We start from the raw sequence: 16,052 nt of genomic DNA, 5'->3' as shown, positions 1-16,052 counted from the left end.
TGCGCTCACTTGGCCCGGGGCAGGCCGAGGATGCGTTCCGCGATGGTGTTGCGCTGGATCTCGTTGGTGCCCGCGTAGATCGGGCCGCCGAGCGCGAAGAGGAAGCCGTCGAGCCAGCGTGCGCCGTCGACGGCGTCCGGGGAGCCCTCGTCGAGTTCGCCGTAGCCGCCGAGGAGCTTGAGCGCGGTGGCGTGCAGCTCGACGTCCATCTGCGACCAGAAGACCTTGTTGATCGACGAGTCGGCGCCGATCTGGCCGCCGTCCAGCAGCTTGGTGACGGTGCCGAAGGTGAACAGGCGGTACGCCTCGGCGTCCATCCACGCCTGCACCGCGGCGTCGCGCAGCACCTGGTCGCCGTTGCCGCGCTCCCGGTACAGCGCGAGCAGCCGGTCGGCCGGGGCCAGGAAGCGGCCCGGGCTGCGCAGGTTGAGGCCGCGCTCGCTGCCGGTGGTGGCGATCATGATCTTCCAGCCCTCGCCGGGGCCGCCGAGCACGTCGGCGTCGGGCACGAAGACGTCGTCGAGGAACACCTCGGCGAAGCCCGGCTCGCCGTCGAGCTGCGGGATCGGGCGGACGGTGACGCCCGCGCTGGCCAGGTCGACCATGAAGTACGTCAGGCCGTGGTGGCGCTTGGACTCCGGGTCGGTGCGGAAGAGACCGAAGAGGCGGTGCCCGTAGGTGCCGCGCGAGCTCCAGATCTTCTGGCCGTTGAGCACCCAGCCGCCGCGCTCGTCGTCGCGGTCCGCGCGCGAGCGCACGTTGGCCAGGTCGGAGCCCGCCTCGGGCTCGGACCAGCCCTGCACCCAGATCTCCTCGCCGGAGGCCATCTTGGGGAGGTAGCGGTCCTGCTGTTCCTGGGAGCCGAACTCGAATACCGTCGGGGCGAAGAGGAAGATGCCGTTCTGGCTCACCCGGCCGGGCGCGCCCGCGCGGTAGTACTCCTCTTCGAAGATCAGCCACTCGGTCAGGCCGGCCTCGCGGCCGCCGTACGCCTTCGGCCAGGACACGACCGCCCAGCGGGCGTCGAAGAGCTTCTTCTCCCACTCCTGGTGGAGCCGGAAGCCTTCCTCGGTGTCCATCGACGGCAGAGGCGTCGCCGGAACATTGGCCTCCAGCCAGGAGCGGACCTCCTGCCGGAACTCCTGCTCCTTCGGTGAGAACTCCAGATCCACCGGGACACTCCTCACACTGCGCGCGTCTTGGGCGATGCGGCGGGCACGGTTAGCATAACTGACGGACCGTCAGGTTAGCGGTTCACGCCCAGACCGCAAGATCGCGCAGGTCACACCCGATACCGGGGGTGACCTGCACCTCAAGATCACACGGATCACGCAGGGGAGAGCACATGCCCGAGGCATACATCGTCGAGGCGGTCCGCACGCCCGTGGGCCGCAAGAAAGGGTCGCTGGCGAGCGTGCACGCCGCCGACCTGGGCGCGCACGCGCTGAAGGCGGTCGTGGAGCGCAGCGGCATCGACCCGGACGTGGTCGAGGACGTGATGTTCGGCTGCGTCGACGCGATCGGCCCGCAGGCCGGCAACATCGCGCGCACGGCGTGGCTCGCCGCGGGCTACTCCGAAGCCGTCCCGGGCGTGACGATCGACCGCCAGTGCGGCTCGTCCCAGCAGGCCATCCACTTCGCCGCGCAGGCGGTCATGTCGGGCACGAACGACGTGGTCATCGCGGGCGGCGTGCAGAACATGAACCAGATCCCGATCTCCGCGGCCATGACCTCGGCCAAGCAGTTCGGCTTCGAGGACCCGTTCTCCGGCTCGCACGGCTGGGTCGCGCGCTACGGCGACGAGCCGGTCGACCAGTTCTACGGCGCCGAACTGATCGCCAAGCGCTGGGGCCTCACCCGCCTGGAGATGGAGGAGTTCGCCCTCGCGTCCCACGAGCGCGCCCTGCACGCGATCGACAACGGCTACTTCACCAAGGAGATCGCCCCGATCGAGGTCGACGGCACGATCGTCGACACCGACGAGCCGCCGCGCCGCGGCACGACGCTGGAGAAGATGGCCGGCCTCCAGGTGCTCATGGAGAACGGCACGATGACCGCCGCCGTCGCGTCGCAGATCTCGGACGCGTCGGCCGCGCTGCTCATCGTCTCCGAGCGCGCACTGCAGCAGTACGGCCTCACCCCGCGGGCCCGCATCCACCACCTGAGCGTGCGCGGCGCCTCCCCGATCGAGATGCTGTCCGCGCCGATCCCGGCGACCCAGTACGCGCTGGAGAAGACCGGCCTCACCATCGACGACATCGACACCGTCGAAATCAACGAGGCCTTCGCACCGGTCGTCCTGTCCTGGATGAAGGACATCAAGGCCGACCACGCCAAGGTCAACCCGGACGGCGGCGCCATCGCCCTCGGCCACCCGCTGGGCGCCACCGGCGCGCGCCTGATGACCACGATGCTGCACCGCCTGGAGCGCACCGGCGGCCGCTACGGCCTCCAGACCATGTGCGAGGGCGGCGGCCTGGCGAACGTGACCATCATCGAACGCCTCTGACCCACCCGCCGGGCCCTCCCCCGGCACCCACGCTCCGCCCGAGGGCGGCCGGCCCCACGCCGGCCGCCCTCATGGCGTTTCGGGGACGAACGGCCCCGGGAGATCGGCGACTTGGGGAATTGACCGCGCGCACCTTATACCCGCCCCCCACCCCATCCGCTGGAAAACCCCGAATTTCACTCCTTCGCGGCATCGCCCTGCGTAGCTTCTCGGTCACTGTTGCCGCGCAGGAAGGGGAGCCGGCGTGCCCGGGATCGACGAATGCCTGGACGAGGTCATGGCCTTGCCGGGGGCCAGGGGAGCCGCGGTGGTCGAGTGGATCAGCGGGCTCGCCCTGGGCGCGGTCGGCGCCTCACCCAACGACGACCACGAGGTCACGGCCGCGGAGACCGCCGAAATCGCCCGACTCGCCTCGGAATACGCCGCCTTCGCCCACGACCCGGCGTCCCCCGCCGCGCCGTTCTCGCCGTATGCCGACTTCGCCGATGACGCCCCGCTCCCACCCGGCGCGGACGGCGACACCGTCCGGATCGGCACCCCCGTCGAGGACATCATCGTCACCACCCGCACCGGCCACCACCTGCTGCACTTCGTCGACACCCCCTTCGACAGCGGCGTCTTCCTGCACCTCTGGCTCGACCGGGCGGACGGCAACCTCGCCCTCGCCCGCCTACGGCTGCGCGACCTGGCCGAGCGACTGGCGCTGCGGTGACCGCCATCGCCCCGGAAGCCGCGCCACCCGCCCGCACCGCGGTCCCCGACATGCCCGAGGACGGGGTCGCCGACGCCCTCCTGCGCCTCTCCGCCGCGCGGGCCGGCGGCGCGCTGTTCGGCGCCCACGGCACCGTCTACCTGCGCGACGGGGCCGTGGTGCACGCCGAGAGCCCGGACGCCCCGTCGCTCGACGTGCTGCTCGACGGCACCGCACACGTCGCCCCCGGGGTCCTGGAGATCTGCCGGCTCGAAGCGCTGTTCGACGCGGCGTTCTTCGTCCTCGGCCCGGACTCCGGCCCCGCCCGCTTCCGGCCCGGCGCCGCCCACCGGTCCGGCCCCGGACACCCGGTCGCCGCCGCCACGGTCGCCCGCGAATCGCACCGCCGCCGGGCGATGCTCGACCGGGTCTACCCCAACCCCCGGCTGGACAGCGCACCCGTCCGGCGCCACGCCCGCCCCGCGGCCCGGGTCACCCGCCGCCAGCGCGCCGTCCTGCAGCTCGCGGACGGCGTGCGCACCCCGAGCGCGATCGCGCTGGCGCTGGGCTGCCCCGCGTTCCATGTGCTCGTCGAGGTCCGCCGCTTGGCGGCCGCCGGGCTCGTCGACGTCCGCCCCCCGGAGCCCGATCCGGAGCCGCTCGCACCGCCCCCGTGGCTCACGGCCGCGGCTGCCCCCACCGCACCGCCCGACGTGGCCCTGCTGATCCGGCTCCGCGACGCCCTGGCGGCCTGGTGAGGGCGCCGCACCGCGGGCCCCGCGAATCTCGCGGGCCCCAGGCCCCCGCGATCCGGTCATGAAGCGCGCGCTCTGGCAGCGCGCCGGAAAAAGGAAAGGACGAACTGTGCCCGCGGCGGACGCCGAAGTCCTCGACGAGCTGCGCCGGTTGCGCACTCGGCTGCCCCAGGTCACCGGTGCCCTCGCGGCCGCCGTGGACGGCCTCGTCATCGCGCAGGACGCGGACGGCTCGGAGGCCGACGCGGTCGCCGCACTGACCGCCGCCTCCCTCGCCGTCGCGGTGCGGATGGCCGCGGCCACCGGCCGCGGCGAGTTCCGCGAACTGCTGGTGCGCGGCGTGGACGGCTACGTGGCGACCTACGCCGCCGGCCCGCTCGCCGTGCTGACGGTGCTCGCCGAACCGCGCGTCAACGTCGGCCGCCTGCACCTGGAATCCCGCCAGTCCGGCGCCCGGATCGCCGAACTCGTCGGGCGGCACTACGCCCGCGACTCGGCGGAACACGGCACGGACGATCCCATGCCGCGCCGCATCCCGCGGTCACTCCCGCCCCCGACCGGCGAACGGCCCGGAGGCGGCTTCTGATGGCCGCACGCCGGTCGGCACCGAACCGATCACCTTCACCTTCACCTTCGCAGTCACCTCCACCTTCGCAGTCACCTTCACCTTCGCAGTCACCTTCGCAGTCACCGAGGAAAGGAAAACCCGCCATGGCCGGCATGAACACCGAGACCGCGCTCAAGGAAGCCATGACCACGATCGAGGGCACGATCGGCGTCGCCCTCGTCGACTACACGAGCGGTATGGCGCTGGGCACGCTCGGCGGCGGAAAAGACCTCGATCTCACCGTGGCCGCGGCCGGCAATACCGATGTGGTGCGGGCCAAAGTCCGCACCATGGAAATGCTGGGCCTGAAAGACGAGATCGAGGACATCCTCATCACCCTCAGCGGCCAGTACCACCTGATCCGGATGCTCAAGGGCCGTGGAAAGAGCGGGCTGTTCCTGTATCTGGCGCTCGACAAGAACCGCGCCAACCTGGCGATGGCCCGCCACCAGCTCAAGCGCGTGGAAGCCGAACTCGAGATCTGATCCCGCGCGGCCGGCACCGCCGGCCCGAAGACCCGCCCGAAGGCGGCCGGCAGGGGAAGCGGCCGCGGGGGGAAGGCCGGGCCGGGTACGGAATGCAACTCCCGTACCCGGCCCGCCTGTTTGCCCGAAGCGGCGGTCTTCAGCGCGCCAAGTGCGCGCCGCCGTCCACCGCGAGCGTCGCGCCGGTGATGTACGACGCGGCGTCCGACGCCAGGAACAGCACCGCGTCGGCCACTTCGTGGCGCGTCCCGTGCCGCCCGAGCGGGCTGTGCGTCTTCGTCCCGGTCACCGCGGTGATGCGGCTGTACCCCTCGGTGCCGGTCATCCCGCCCGGCGCGACGACGTTGACGCGCACGCCGTTCTTGCCCCACTCGATCGCGCTCGTGCGGGTGAGCGCGTCCACGGCGGCCTTCGCCGACGCGACGTGGGCCTGCAGCGCCATCCCGGTGTACTGGATGGTCGCGGAGATGTTGACGATCGACCCGCCGTGCGCGCCGAGCCATGCGTCGTAGGCCGCCCGCGAAACGTTGAAGGTGCCGAGCAGGTCGATGTCCACCACGGCCTTGAACCCGTTGGGGCTCAGGCCGGTCAGCGGCGCCGGGAAGTTCCCCGCCGCGTTGTTCACCACCACGTCGAGCCGCCCGTACGCCTCCACCGTCTCGGCGACGACGCGCTCCACCTGCGCCATGTCCCGCACGTCGCACACGCCGTAACGCGCCTCGATGCCCTGCGACACGAGTTCGTCCACCGCGGGACGGAGGTTGTCCTCCTTCCGGCTGCAGATGGCCACCTTGGCACCGTGCCGCCCGAGCGTCCGGGCGATCTCCAGACCGAGCCCGGTCGCTCCGCCGGTGACCAGGGCGACCCGCCCGTCGAGGATGCCGTCGCGAAAAACGCTCACGTGGACTGCCCCTCCCCATAGATCCCCCGTACGACCTGTTCGGCTCCTTGCCCGCCCGACAGTAGGGACGACGCCGTCAAACGGACAGCGATTCCGCCACATTCTCCGCTGGTGGAGGGCACAGGCCGACGGGCCCGCGCAGCAAGGACGGCCACGCCGATCACCGAAAGGAGTGAATCAGTAACAATCAGCAGCATCCCGCAGGCAGTCGACGCTAGCTAGAACATCTAGCAATCGCTAAACTTTTGTTGCCTTGGGGAGCGCGGATGCAGGAGGACGAATGGGAGATCCACGTCACCGACCCGGTGCGCGATTGGCTGCATGACCTTCGGTCCACCGATCGGAAGACCAGCAATCTCGTACAGGCTGCACTGGACATCCTCGCAGCATTGGGCCCGGCTCTGGGCCGTCCGTTGGTCGACAGCATCCTGGGCTCACTGATCGCCAACATGAAGGAGCTTCGACCAGGCTCCTCAGGTCGAAGCGAAATCCGCATTCTCTTTGTCTTCGACCCGTGGCGTTCCGCAATCCTGCTTGTCGCCGGTGACAAGTCCGGCCAATGGGACCGCTGGTACCGGCAGGCCATCCCCGAGGCCGAGCGGCTCTATGCCGTGTACGTGAAAGAACGCGAACAGGAGGAGCGCCCGTGAAGGGGTACACCCGCTGGCGGGACACCGAGGCGTACAAGAAGACCGTCGAGGCCGCCGGCGGCATCGAGGCGTTCAAGGAAGCCTCGCGCCGCATGCTCGACGAGGCCCGCGGATGGCGGCTCGCCGAACTGCGGAAGGATCGGGACCTCACCCAGGCCCAGGTCGCCGAGCGCATGGGCGTGACCAAGGGCCGCATCTCCCAGATCGAGAACGGACAGGTCTCCGGCCAGGAAGTCATCGCGCGCTACGTCGAGGCCTTGGGCGGACACCTCATCACCGCGGCCATCTTCGACGACGGAGAACTGCGGCAAGTCGGCTGACCATCCGTCCGGGTGCGGTGTCCGGCGGTCAGGCGGGAAACTGGTGGGCATGACCACGACGATCCACCTGGCCCAGCAGCCCGAGGCGGACGAACTGCTCGGGCGCAGTCCGCTTGCCGCGTTGGTGGGGATGCTGTTGGACCAGCAGATCCCCATGGAATGGGCGTTCGCCGGGCCGTACACGATCGCGCAGCGGATGGGGTCGGACGATCTCGACGCGCACGTGATCGCCGCGTACGAGCCCGAGGCCTTCGCCGCGATCCTGTCGGACAAGCCCGCGGTGCACCGCTACCCGGGGTCGATGGCCAAGCGGATCCAGCAGCTGTGCCAGTACCTCGTCGAGCATTACGACGGGGACGCCGCGGCCGTGTGGAAGGACGCGAAGACCGGCGCCGAGCTGTTCAAGCGCCTCACCGACCTGCCCGGATACGGCGAGCAGAAGGCCAAGATCTTCACCGCGCTGCTCGGCAAGCAGTACGGCGTGCAGCCCAAGGGCTGGCGCGAGGCCGCCGGCGCGTACGGCGCGGACGGCTCGTGCATGTCGGTCGCCGACATCACCGGCCCCGATTCGCTGCAGAAGGTGCGCGCGCACAAGCAGGAGATGAAGCGCGCGGCCAAGGAAGCCAAAACGGCCAAAACGGCCAAGACCGCCAAGACCGCCAAGACCGCCAAGACCGCCAAGACGAAGTAGAGCACCCGCACGCGAAGGGCCGGTACGGACATCCGTACCGGCCCTTCGCGGTGAACGGCACCGCAAGCGGTTCAGCCTTCGAGCTCCCGCAGGATCTCGCTCGCCTGCGCGGTGATCCGGTCGATCAGCTCCCGGCAGCTCGGCAGGTCCTCGATGACGCCGACGACCTGGCCGGACGCCATCACGCCGAGGTCCGGACGCCCGTCGACCATCGCCGCCTTGAGCAGCATCGGGGTGTTCGCGGCCATGAGCACCTGCGGCCAGGAAAGCCCCTGGGACTTCTTCATGGCCAGGCCCTCGCGGACCATGTCCTTGACCGGGATCCCGGACAGCTTCTGGAAGCGCAGGCCGTTGGCGATCGCGCGCGGGTAGCGGGCGACGACCGAGCGCTGCTCCAGCTTCTTGACGAAGTCGGTGGCGAGCACGCGGTGCGGGACGCCGTCGACCTCCTTCGACACGACGGTGCCGTTGACGTCGGTCTTGAGGTAGACCTCCTTGACCGCGACCGCCACCGGGCTGTCGCTGGTCAGCAGGAAGCGCGTCCCCATCGCGATCGCGTCGGCGCCGTAGGCGAGCGCGGCGACCAGGCCGCGCCCGTCGAAGAAGCCGCCCGCCGCGATAACCGTCACGTCGGTGCCCTTGAGCACGTCGGTGACCTGCGGCAGCAGCAGCGTGGTCGGGATCGAGCCGGTGTGCCCGCCGCCCTCGCCGCCCTGCACGATCACGCCGTCGACGCCCCACTCGGCGACCTTCTGCGCGTGCCGCTTGGCGCCGATCGACGGGACGACCAGCATGCCCAGGTCGTGCGCGCGCTTGATCAGGTCCTTCTTGGGGGCCTGCGCGAACGACGCGACCTTGATGCCTTCGCGGCCCATCAGCTCGATGCGGTCGGCCGCGTCGGGCGCGTCGGCGCGCAGGTTGACCGCGAACGGCTTGTCCGTGGCCTTCTTCACCGTGGCGATCGCGTTGACCAGCTCGTCGTACGTCATGGTGGCCGACGCGAGGATGCCGAGACCGCCGGCCTCCGCGGTCGCCGCGACCAGCTTGGGGTACGAGACGTAGCCCATGCCGGTCTGCACGATCGGGTACTGGACGCCGAACTTCTCGGTGAACCCGTTCTTCAGGGCCGGGTGCAGCGCCGTCATGCCGGGACCTCGCGCAGGCGCATGCCGCGCGGGTCGACGACCTCGCGGATGAGCCGCAGCTCTTCCTCGGTGGGCAGCCGGGTCTCCGGCACGTCCGCCGGGACGACCAGCTCGAAGCCGGTGTTGGCGACGACCTCGTCGACCGTGACGCCCGGGTGCACGGACGCCAGGCGCATGACCGCCGGGGCGCCGTCGACCGACACGAAGTCGAGGACCGCGAGGTTGGTGACGACCCGGCGCACCTCGTGGAAGCGGCCGGCCGCGCCCACCTCGGCGGCGCGGTCGTAGCCGACGCACGAGACCATGTCGACCTTCGCCGTCAGCACGCGCGACGAGTGCTTGGGGATCCAGTAGCTCGTCGTGTGGTTGATGGTGTTGCCGGGGCCGCCGCGCGAGCCGAGGACCTGGCGCTTGGGCTTGGCCCAGTCGCCGATCGCCGAGATGTTGGCGTTGCCGTGCTTGTCGATCTGGACCGGGCCCATCATGACGTGCCGGCGCCCGGAGGCGAGCACGTCGAGGACCTGGCGGTAGGGGATCCAGCCGACGGCCGCGAACTCGTCCGGCTTGGCGCCGAGGCGGTGGGTGCCCTCGAAGAACAGCGATTCGCCGTTCGACAGCACCAGATCCGGCTCGAAGGTGGCGCGGGCCACCCGGGCGCCGATCGTGGGGATGGTGCCCATCGGCGAGCCGATGATCTCGCCGTCGCCGCGGAAGCAGTCGGCGACCGCGGCGACGCACACGTCGGCGCGGGTGATCTCCGTCAGGGTGTCGGTCACTTGGAGTTCTCCTCACGGAACTTGGCGACCTCGGCCTGGTAGGCGGCCTCGTCGGCGACCTTCAGGAACCGCTGCTCGAACGCGGCCCACGTCTCCGGGTCGCCCGCGGCGGCCGCGTACGCCTTCTGGAACGCCTCGTCGCGGTTGTACTCCGGCGGGCACTCGGTGAAGTGCGCGCCGTTCGGGGTCTCCACGACGCCGTGCGTCATGTAGCGGTGCAGGACGAGCGTGTGGAAGCAGCCGGCTTCCTTGAGCAGGTCCTCGCTGGACACGACGCGCTCCGCCGAGACGTACGCCTTGTCGGCGGCCAGGCAGAAGAGGTCGTCCATGAACTGGTCGGGGCCGGTGAGCGCGGCGTTGCCCTTCTCGTCCGCGACGTTGGCGTGCACGAGGGCGACGTCCAGGTTCAGCGCCGGCATCGCGACCAGCTCTTCGCCGTCCCCGTACGGGGAGGCGACGGTCTTCAGGTGCGGCGACACCTTGAGGATGTCCGAGCCCAGGCCCGCGCGGGTGGGCAGGAACGGCAGGCGCTGCGCGGCCGCGCGCAGGCCGGTGAGGAACATGCCCTCGTCGTACTCGACCGCCTCGACGAGCGCGTTCTCGCGCACGTACCGGAAGTTCGGCTCCAGCGCGATCGAGTCGAGCGACACGAACGCGTACACGAGCTTCTTGGCCTTGCCCGCGCGGGCGAGCAGACCGACGTCCGGGCCGCCGTACGAGACGACGGTCAGGTCCTTCAGGTCGGACCGCAGGATGGCGCGGACCAGGGCCATCGGCTTGCGCCGGGAGCCCCAGCCGCCGATGCCGACGGTCATGCCGTCTTCGAGTTGGGCGACGACCTCATCGGGCGTCATGCGCTTGTCAGCCATGGATTCCTCTGCCCTACTTCCGCTACTTGGAGGTGTCCGCGTCGCGGTTCTCGACGAACGCGTCGCGCAGCTCGTCGGACACGCCGGTGAGGTTCAGCTCGAACGTGAAGCCCTGCTCGTAGCGGTAGCTGCGCTTGACGTCGACCGGGTCGATGCCGTTCAGCGAGGCCTTCGCGGCACGGATGACGGTCGGCGACTTCGCGGCGATGCTGCGCGCGACCTCGAACGCGGTGTCCACGAGCTTGTCGCGGTCGACGAGCTTGTAGATCGACCCGTAGGCGTGCAGCTCGGACGCGGGGGCGTTCTCGCTCGTGTAGACCATCTGGCGCATGCGGTGCTGCGGCACGAGGCGGGCCAGGTGGGTGGCCGCGCCGAGCGCGCCGCGGTCCACCTCGGGAAGACCGAAGAAGGCGTCGTGGCTGGCGACGATGATGTCCGCGTTGCCGACCAGGCCGATGCCGCCGCCGACGCAGAAGCCGTGCACCGCGGCGACGACCGGGACCTCGCACTCGTACACCGCGGCGAACGCCTCGTAGCAGCCGCGGTTGGCGCCGACGAGGGCGTCGTAGCCCGTGGTGTTCTGCATCTCCTTGATGTCGACGCCGGCGTTGAAGCCGCGTCCCTCGGCGCGCAGCACGACGACCCGCACCTGCGGGTCGCGGCTCGCGCGGCGCATCGTGTCGGCCAGCTCGAACCAGCCGGCGACGTCGAGGGCGTTCACCGGGGGAGCGTCGAGCACCACCTCGGCGATGCCGTCGCGCACCTCGTAGCGGATAGCCATGGCAATCGGATCCATTCGGCCGCGGCGTCAGTCGGGAGCGGGGCGCCCCGTACCGGCTGCCTGTCCCCGGGCGTCGCTCGGGAGCAGGGCATGATGTCCGGTCTGCTCCGGTCTGCCGGAGAATCCGACGGGCCGAAGTGTGGTACCTCACCCTCCGATCTGACTGATCGTCAGATTTCTGCCACCATAGTTGACTCTTGACGGGCCGCGCCAGACGGGGCGGCCGTGGCCGACGACACCTTGAACCCCATCCGGAGCGTGCGATGACGGCACCCGCCAACCCCCTGGACCTGACCGGCAAGGTCGTGCTCGTCACCGGCGGCGCCAAGGGCATCGGCCGCGGTATCACCGAGCGCTTCCTCGCCGCCGGCGCGGACGTCGTGGTGTGCTCGCGCTCGGAACCCGAGTCGCTGCCGAGTGCGGGCGGTCGCACCGCGGTCTACCACCCGGCCGACGTGCGCGACCCGGACACCGCGTTCGCCACGGTGGCGTTCATCGAGGAGAAGTTCGGCCGGCTCGACGTGCTGGTGAACAACGCGGGCGGGGCGCCGTTCTCCGACGCGGCCACCGTGTCGCCGCGGTTCAGCAAGGCGATCATCGAGCTGAATCTCCTCGGCCCGCTGTACTTCGCGCAGGCCGCCTTCCGTCTGATGAACGGTCAGGAAGAAGGCGGCTCGATCGTCAATATCAGCAGCGTCTCGGGAGTCCGGCCGTCGCCGGGGACCGCCGCGTACGGTGCCGCCAAGGCCGGTATGAATTCGCTGACCAAGACGCTCGCCGTCGAATGGGGCCCGAAAGTCCGGGTCAATTCGATCGTGGTCGGCTTGGTGAAGACCGAGCAGGCCCACCTGCACTACGGCGACGACGCCGGCATCGCCGCGGTGGGGGCGACGATTCCCCTCGGCCGAATGGCTGAACCTGACGACGTGGCAGATGCCTGCCTTTTCCTCGGGTCGCCGATGTCGCGCTACGTCAGCGGTGCCGAAATCCTTCTGCACGGAGGCGGCGAAAAGCCCGCGTTCCTCGGTGCCGCGAACAGCGAGCCCGATCATGCGCCCGTAAACTGACGGCATGACAGGACAAGTTCGCACCGTCGACGGCCGCGTCGCCGGGCGACGCGGCCAGGCCACCCGGCAGAAACTGCTGGACTGCCTGCGCGAGATGCTCGACACGTCGCCGTACCGTGACGTCAAGGTCATCGACGTCGCCCGGATGGCAGGCACCTCGCCCGCAACCTTCTACCAGTACTTCCAGGACGTCGAGAGCGCGATCCTCGAGATCGCCAACGACATGGCGAAGGACGGCGCGCGCCTCAAGGCGCTCACCGAGGACCAGGGCTGGACCGGCAAGGGCGGCTATGCCGCGGCCGAGGCCCTGGTGGACGGATTCCTGGACTTCTGGCGGGAGTACGAGCCGATCCTCCGCGTCGTGGACCTCGCGTCCGCGGAGGGCGACAAGCGCTTCTACAAGGTCCGCCAGTCGATCCTCAACGCGGTGACCACGGGTCTGACCGAGGCCATCGAAGAGGTGCACACCAAGGGCAAGTCGGGCGAGGAAGTCGCCCCCAACGCCATGGCGGGCACGCTCGTGGCCATGCTGGCGGCCGTCTCCGGCCACCAGAAGGGCTTCGAGACCTGGAAGATCAAGATGAAGGACGTGCGTCCGGCACTGTCCACGCTCGTCTACATGGGCATCACGGGCAAGAAGCCGCCGCGCTGATCCCGCCGCCCCGGTCGGCAGCACCGACGAGGTCCGCATGACCGGGGCGAGCCCGCGAGGATCCGGCACACCACCGGACCGTCCTCGGGCGGGTGGCACGCAAGCGGCGGGAGGGCAGCACTCCACTCCCCCGCCATCCGGGTGGTTTCATGTGAAACCACCCGGTTCGTCCGTTTTTGGACCCGTGTGGATTTCCCGGCGTCAGATCCCGGCCAGGGCGGCGATGCGCTCCCGCTGGCGGGTCCGCGGACCGAACAGCAACGCCGACGTGGTGGCGCGCTTCAGGTACAGGTGGACGTCGTGCTCCCAGGTGAAGCCGACGCCGCCGTGCAGCTGGATGGTCTCCTCGGCCAGGTGCCGGTAGGCGGCGGTGGCCTGCGTCATCGCGAGCGGGGCCATCAGCGCCAGTTCGCCGGCGCCGGGCGCGGCCGGGTCGACGTCGAGGCCCGCGGCCTCCGCTTCGGCGGCCGCCCAGGCGGCGTAGTAGAGCGCGGAGCGGGAGGTCTCCAGCGCCACGTACAGGTCCGCGCAGCGGTGCTTGAGCGCCTGGAACGAACCGATCGCGCGGCCGAACTGCACACGGATCTTGCTGTACTCGACGGTCATGTCGAGGCACCGCGCGGCGCCGCCGACCGACTCCGCGGCGATCGCCACCTCGGTCAGCTGCCGCACCCGCTCCAGCGCCTTCTCGGTCGCCGCACCCGGCGTGCCGAGCAGCCGCGCCGGGGTGTCCGCGAAGTCCAGCCGGGCCTGACGGCGCGTCTGGTCGAGCACCGGCAGCGCGGTGCGGGTCAGTCCGGCGGCGTCCGCGTCCACCGCGAAGAGCGCCGTCTCGCCGTCGAGGCGCGCGGCGACCAGGATCAGCCCGGCGAGCGCCCCGTCGACCACGTGCGTCTTGACGCCGTCCAGCCGGTAGCCGCCGTCCGCCGTCGCGGTGGCGGGCAGGGCGATGGCGGCCAGGTCACGGGTGCCCGGCTCGGCGAGCGCGAGAGCGGCGAGCAGCGAGCCCTCGGCGATCCCCGGCAGGTACTCGGTGCGGGCCTCCTCGTCGGCGCCGTGCAGCAGCGCGGACGCGGCCATCACCGACGACGCGAGGAACGGCGACGGGAACAGCGCCCGGCCCATCTCCTCCAGCGCGATCACGACCTCGGTGAAGCCGAAGCCGACGCCGCCGTACTCCTCGGGGATGCCGAGGCCGGCGAGCCCGGTCTGGTCGCACAGCCGGCGCCACACCTTGGCGTCGTAGCCGTGCTCGGTCGCCATCGCGGCACGGACGGCCGGAGAGTCGCTCTGCTTGTCGAGTGCGTCGCGGAGAGCCCTGCGGATCTCCTGCTGCTCCTCGCTGAACTCGACGTCCATTGCCCTGCTCCCTGCCTGAGTCCGGACTGCGGCTCGCGACCGGCCCCATTGCCGATCCGCGGTCGGAGGACCAGTATCTGACACACCGTCAAATCATGCGAACATCGCCTTCGTCACACTCTCGGACCGTGGTGCGCCGCACCCGATCCGTGCTGTCCTCGAAGGCGAAGCCAGGCAGGAGGGTCCTGATGACCGTAGTCGCCGCAGTCCTGCGGGAGGCCGCACGACGCTTTCCGGAGCGGCGTGCGCTGGTCCAGGGCGGCACCGCCTTCACGTACGCGGGGCTCGACGCGCTGACCGACCAGGTCGCCGCCGGGCTCGCGCAGCGCGGCGTGCGGGCGGGCGACCTGGCGGCCCTCGTGCTGCCGACCGGGCCCGAGTACGTGGTCGCGTACCTCGCGCTCGCCCGGCTGGGCGCCGTCACGACCGGCGTCGGCCCGCGGTACATGGCCGCCGAACGCGCCAAGGTGCTCACCCAAGCGCAGCCCGAACTCGTCATCGCCACCGAGGAATTGGCCGAGGGCGTGCCGTCGGGCCCGGAACTCCTGCTGTGCACGCCGGCCAAGGAAGCCGCCGAGGTGTGGCGCGACTTGCGCACCGACGCGATCCCGCCGGTGCCGCGGGTCACCGGGGTCGACGACCCCGACCTGCCGGAGACGGTGGTGTTCACGTCCGGGACCACCGGCACCCCCAAGGGGGCGCTGTTCACGTCGCGGCAGATCGCGGCGATCACCGAGATGGACACCGGCGGCCGGTGGGGCGAAGGCGGCCCGCAGCTGGTCGCCACCGGGCTGCCGCACGTCGGCTTCATGACCAAGCTGGCCGGCTACCTCAAGCTCGGCGCCACGATGCACCTGCTGGGGCGCTGGCGGGCGGAAGACGCGCTGCGGATCGTCGCGCGCGAGCGGATCCCGTACATCGGCGGAGTGGCCGCGCAGGTGTCGCTGCTGCTGCGCCGGCCGGAGTTCGACACGTACGACTTCTCGCACGTCAAGGGCCTCATCGTGGGCGCGGGCCCCTCCCCCGCGCCGGTGGTGCGCGAGGCCCGCGAGCGGTTCGGCGCGGGTTACTCGATCCGGTACTCGATGACCGAGTCGGGCGGGCTGGGCACGCTGACCGCTTTCGACGCGCCCGAGGAGGAAGCCCTGCACACGGTGGGCCGGCCGCGGCCGGGCACCGAGCTGGAGATCCGCGACCCGGAGACGGGCGCGGTGCTGACCCAGGGCGAGGCCGGGCAGATCTGCCTGCGGGCACCGTCCGTGATGGCCGGTTACTGGCGCAACCCCGAGGACACCGTCAAGGCGCTCGACCCGGACCGCTGGCTGCGCACCGGCGACCTGGGCCGGATCGGCGAGGACGGCTGCCTGCGGATCACCGGCCGCATCTCCGACATGTACATCCGCGGCGGGTACAACGTCTTCCCGCTGGAAGTCGAGTCCGTCCTGCTCGCCCACCCGTCCGTCGCGTCCGTCGCGGTGACCCCGCGGCCCAGCGCGGTGATGGGCGAGATCGGCGTGGCGGTCGTGGTGCCCCGCGCGGGCACGCCCACGCCGACGCTGGAGGACCTGCGGGAGTTCGCGGGCCCGCGCCTCGCCGCCTACAAGCTGCCCGAGGCGCTGCGGATCGTCGACGAGCTGCCGCTCACCGGCATGGACAAGATCGACCGCAAGGCGCTGGCCGCACGCGAGCGCACCGCCGGCGACGTCTGAGCCGGACCCGGCACGGACCGCCCGGCAGCACAACACCGCATGGCAAAGCACGGCAAAGCACGGCACGGCACGGCACGTGGCAAGA

Annotated in this window: 18 protein-coding genes; 11 read left to right on the top strand and 7 right to left on the bottom strand. The window is 70.9% G+C overall.

The features are described from left to right. Positions 1-5: 5 nt before the first annotated feature. On the bottom strand, positions 6-1,172 hold the full coding sequence (locus ACPA54_RS08130) for an acyl-CoA dehydrogenase family protein (protein WP_423527998.1): 1,167 nt from the start codon (positions 1,170-1,172) through the stop codon (positions 6-8). Between the two features lie 173 nt (positions 1,173-1,345). Between ACPA54_RS08130 and ACPA54_RS08125 the strand changes: the two genes are divergently transcribed. From ACPA54_RS08125 to ACPA54_RS08105, 5 genes are all read left to right on the top strand, one after another. Next, complete coding sequence (locus ACPA54_RS08125) at positions 1,346-2,509, top strand: acetyl-CoA C-acetyltransferase (RefSeq protein WP_423527997.1); 1,164 nt, start codon at positions 1,346-1,348, stop codon at positions 2,507-2,509. 244 nt (positions 2,510-2,753) lie between these two features. Beyond that, positions 2,754-3,221, top strand: coding sequence for a roadblock/LC7 domain-containing protein (locus ACPA54_RS08120; RefSeq protein WP_345678507.1), 468 nt, complete (start codon positions 2,754-2,756; stop codon positions 3,219-3,221). Beyond that, positions 3,218-3,958: a transcriptional regulator gene (locus ACPA54_RS08115; RefSeq protein ID WP_423527996.1), complete on the top strand. Its 741-nt coding sequence runs from the start codon at positions 3,218-3,220 to the stop codon at positions 3,956-3,958. Before ACPA54_RS08120 ends, ACPA54_RS08115 begins: the two co-directional genes overlap by 4 nt. Positions 3,959-4,016: 58 nt before the next feature. Then, the gene (locus ACPA54_RS08110; protein ID WP_423527995.1) at positions 4,017-4,541 is read left to right on the top strand and encodes a roadblock/LC7 domain-containing protein; all 525 of its coding nucleotides are present in this window, start codon (positions 4,017-4,019) and stop codon (positions 4,539-4,541) included. A gap of 134 nt (positions 4,542-4,675) precedes the next feature. After that, entirely contained in the window at positions 4,676-5,047 is a 372-nt protein-coding gene (locus tag ACPA54_RS08105) for a hypothetical protein (protein WP_423528300.1), read from the top strand. A gap of 139 nt (positions 5,048-5,186) precedes the next feature. Here the strand turns inward: ACPA54_RS08105 and ACPA54_RS08100 are convergent, their stop codons facing one another. Next, entirely contained in the window at positions 5,187-5,948 is a 762-nt protein-coding gene (locus ACPA54_RS08100) for an SDR family oxidoreductase (RefSeq protein ID WP_345678510.1), read from the bottom strand. A gap of 266 nt (positions 5,949-6,214) precedes the next feature. On the opposite strand from ACPA54_RS08100, the gene ACPA54_RS08095 reads away from it, so the two are divergent. The 3 genes from ACPA54_RS08095 to ACPA54_RS08085 are packed head-to-tail and all read left to right on the top strand — an operon-like array spanning position 6,215 to position 7,609. Then, positions 6,215-6,598 (top strand): type II toxin-antitoxin system RelE/ParE family toxin, encoded by a 384-nt coding sequence (locus ACPA54_RS08095; RefSeq protein WP_423527994.1) that lies wholly within the window; start codon positions 6,215-6,217, stop codon positions 6,596-6,598. Beyond that, positions 6,595-6,918, top strand: coding sequence for a helix-turn-helix domain-containing protein (locus ACPA54_RS08090; RefSeq protein WP_423527993.1), 324 nt, complete (start codon positions 6,595-6,597; stop codon positions 6,916-6,918). Before ACPA54_RS08095 ends, ACPA54_RS08090 begins: the two co-directional genes overlap by 4 nt. A gap of 49 nt (positions 6,919-6,967) precedes the next feature. Further along, positions 6,968-7,609 carry an HhH-GPD-type base excision DNA repair protein gene (locus ACPA54_RS08085; RefSeq protein WP_423527992.1) on the top strand — a complete coding sequence of 214 codons (642 nt, stop codon included), beginning with the start codon at positions 6,968-6,970 and terminating at the stop codon, positions 7,607-7,609. 71 nt (positions 7,610-7,680) lie between these two features. On the opposite strand, the gene ACPA54_RS08080 is transcribed toward ACPA54_RS08085, so the two are convergent. From ACPA54_RS08080 to ACPA54_RS08065, 4 genes are read right to left on the bottom strand one after another with little or no spacing between them, the layout of a single operon-like run. After that, positions 7,681-8,754, bottom strand: coding sequence for an NAD(P)H-dependent flavin oxidoreductase (locus tag ACPA54_RS08080; RefSeq protein WP_345678514.1), 1,074 nt, complete (start codon positions 8,752-8,754; stop codon positions 7,681-7,683). Continuing rightward, a complete protein-coding gene (locus ACPA54_RS08075) occupies positions 8,751-9,530 on the bottom strand; it encodes a CoA-transferase subunit beta (RefSeq protein WP_345678515.1) in 780 nt (259 codons plus the stop codon). Before ACPA54_RS08075 ends, ACPA54_RS08080 begins: the two co-directional genes overlap by 4 nt. After that, positions 9,527-10,399 carry a CoA transferase subunit A gene (locus ACPA54_RS08070; protein ID WP_423527991.1) on the bottom strand — a complete coding sequence of 291 codons (873 nt, stop codon included), beginning with the start codon at positions 10,397-10,399 and terminating at the stop codon, positions 9,527-9,529. Before ACPA54_RS08070 ends, ACPA54_RS08075 begins: the two co-directional genes overlap by 4 nt. Before the next feature lie 22 nt (positions 10,400-10,421). Beyond that, complete coding sequence (locus ACPA54_RS08065; RefSeq protein WP_345678517.1) at positions 10,422-11,180, bottom strand: enoyl-CoA hydratase family protein; 759 nt, start codon at positions 11,178-11,180, stop codon at positions 10,422-10,424. 263 nt (positions 11,181-11,443) lie between these two features. Here ACPA54_RS08065 and ACPA54_RS08060 point away from each other — a divergent pair, with 263 nt between their 5' ends. Continuing rightward, positions 11,444-12,247: an SDR family oxidoreductase gene (locus ACPA54_RS08060; protein ID WP_423527990.1), complete on the top strand. Its 804-nt coding sequence runs from the start codon at positions 11,444-11,446 to the stop codon at positions 12,245-12,247. A gap of 4 nt (positions 12,248-12,251) precedes the next feature. Continuing rightward, a complete protein-coding gene (locus ACPA54_RS08055) occupies positions 12,252-12,899 on the top strand; it encodes a TetR/AcrR family transcriptional regulator (RefSeq protein WP_423527989.1) in 648 nt (215 codons plus the stop codon). Between the two features lie 201 nt (positions 12,900-13,100). Here ACPA54_RS08055 and ACPA54_RS08050 read toward each other — a convergent pair whose 3' ends face one another. Beyond that, on the bottom strand, positions 13,101-14,258 hold the full coding sequence (locus ACPA54_RS08050; RefSeq protein ID WP_423527988.1) for an acyl-CoA dehydrogenase family protein: 1,158 nt from the start codon (positions 14,256-14,258) through the stop codon (positions 13,101-13,103). Between the two features lie 188 nt (positions 14,259-14,446). On the opposite strand from ACPA54_RS08050, the gene ACPA54_RS08045 reads away from it, so the two are divergent. After that, entirely contained in the window at positions 14,447-15,967 is a 1,521-nt protein-coding gene (locus ACPA54_RS08045; RefSeq protein WP_423527987.1) for a class I adenylate-forming enzyme family protein, read from the top strand. Positions 15,968-16,052: the final 85 nt, after the last annotated feature.

Origin of the sequence: Uniformispora flossi, assembly GCF_049534875.1 — a bacterium.
GTDB classification, from domain to species: Bacteria; Actinomycetota; Actinomycetes; order Streptomycetales; family Streptomycetaceae; genus Yinghuangia; species Yinghuangia aomiensis.
This window is presented reverse-complemented; position numbering and strand designations above follow the sequence as displayed.

Excerpts from the sequence above, each read along its gene's own strand:
- ACPA54_RS08050 (WP_423527988.1), bottom strand. The coding sequence starts at position 14,258 with ATGGACGTCGAGTTCAGCGAGGAGCAGCAGGAGATCCGCAGGGCTCTC.
- ACPA54_RS08085 (WP_423527992.1), top strand. The coding sequence starts at position 6,968 with ATGACCACGACGATCCACCTGGCCCAGCAGCCCGAGGCGGACGAACTG.
- ACPA54_RS08110 (WP_423527995.1), top strand. The coding sequence starts at position 4,017 with ATGAAGCGCGCGCTCTGGCAGCGCGCCGGAAAAAGGAAAGGACGAACT.
- ACPA54_RS08045 (WP_423527987.1), top strand. The coding sequence starts at position 14,447 with ATGACCGTAGTCGCCGCAGTCCTGCGGGAGGCCGCACGACGCTTTCCG.
- ACPA54_RS08055 (WP_423527989.1), top strand. The coding sequence starts at position 12,252 with ATGACAGGACAAGTTCGCACCGTCGACGGCCGCGTCGCCGGGCGACGC.
- ACPA54_RS08095 (WP_423527994.1), top strand. The coding sequence starts at position 6,215 with ATGCAGGAGGACGAATGGGAGATCCACGTCACCGACCCGGTGCGCGAT.
- ACPA54_RS08070 (WP_423527991.1), bottom strand. The coding sequence starts at position 10,399 with ATGGCTGACAAGCGCATGACGCCCGATGAGGTCGTCGCCCAACTCGAA.
- ACPA54_RS08065 (WP_345678517.1), bottom strand. The coding sequence starts at position 11,180 with ATGGCTATCCGCTACGAGGTGCGCGACGGCATCGCCGAGGTGGTGCTC.
- ACPA54_RS08105 (WP_423528300.1), top strand. The coding sequence starts at position 4,676 with ATGAACACCGAGACCGCGCTCAAGGAAGCCATGACCACGATCGAGGGC.
- ACPA54_RS08080 (WP_345678514.1), bottom strand. The coding sequence starts at position 8,754 with ATGACGGCGCTGCACCCGGCCCTGAAGAACGGGTTCACCGAGAAGTTC.
- ACPA54_RS08125 (WP_423527997.1), top strand. The coding sequence starts at position 1,346 with ATGCCCGAGGCATACATCGTCGAGGCGGTCCGCACGCCCGTGGGCCGC.
- ACPA54_RS08060 (WP_423527990.1), top strand. The coding sequence starts at position 11,444 with ATGACGGCACCCGCCAACCCCCTGGACCTGACCGGCAAGGTCGTGCTC.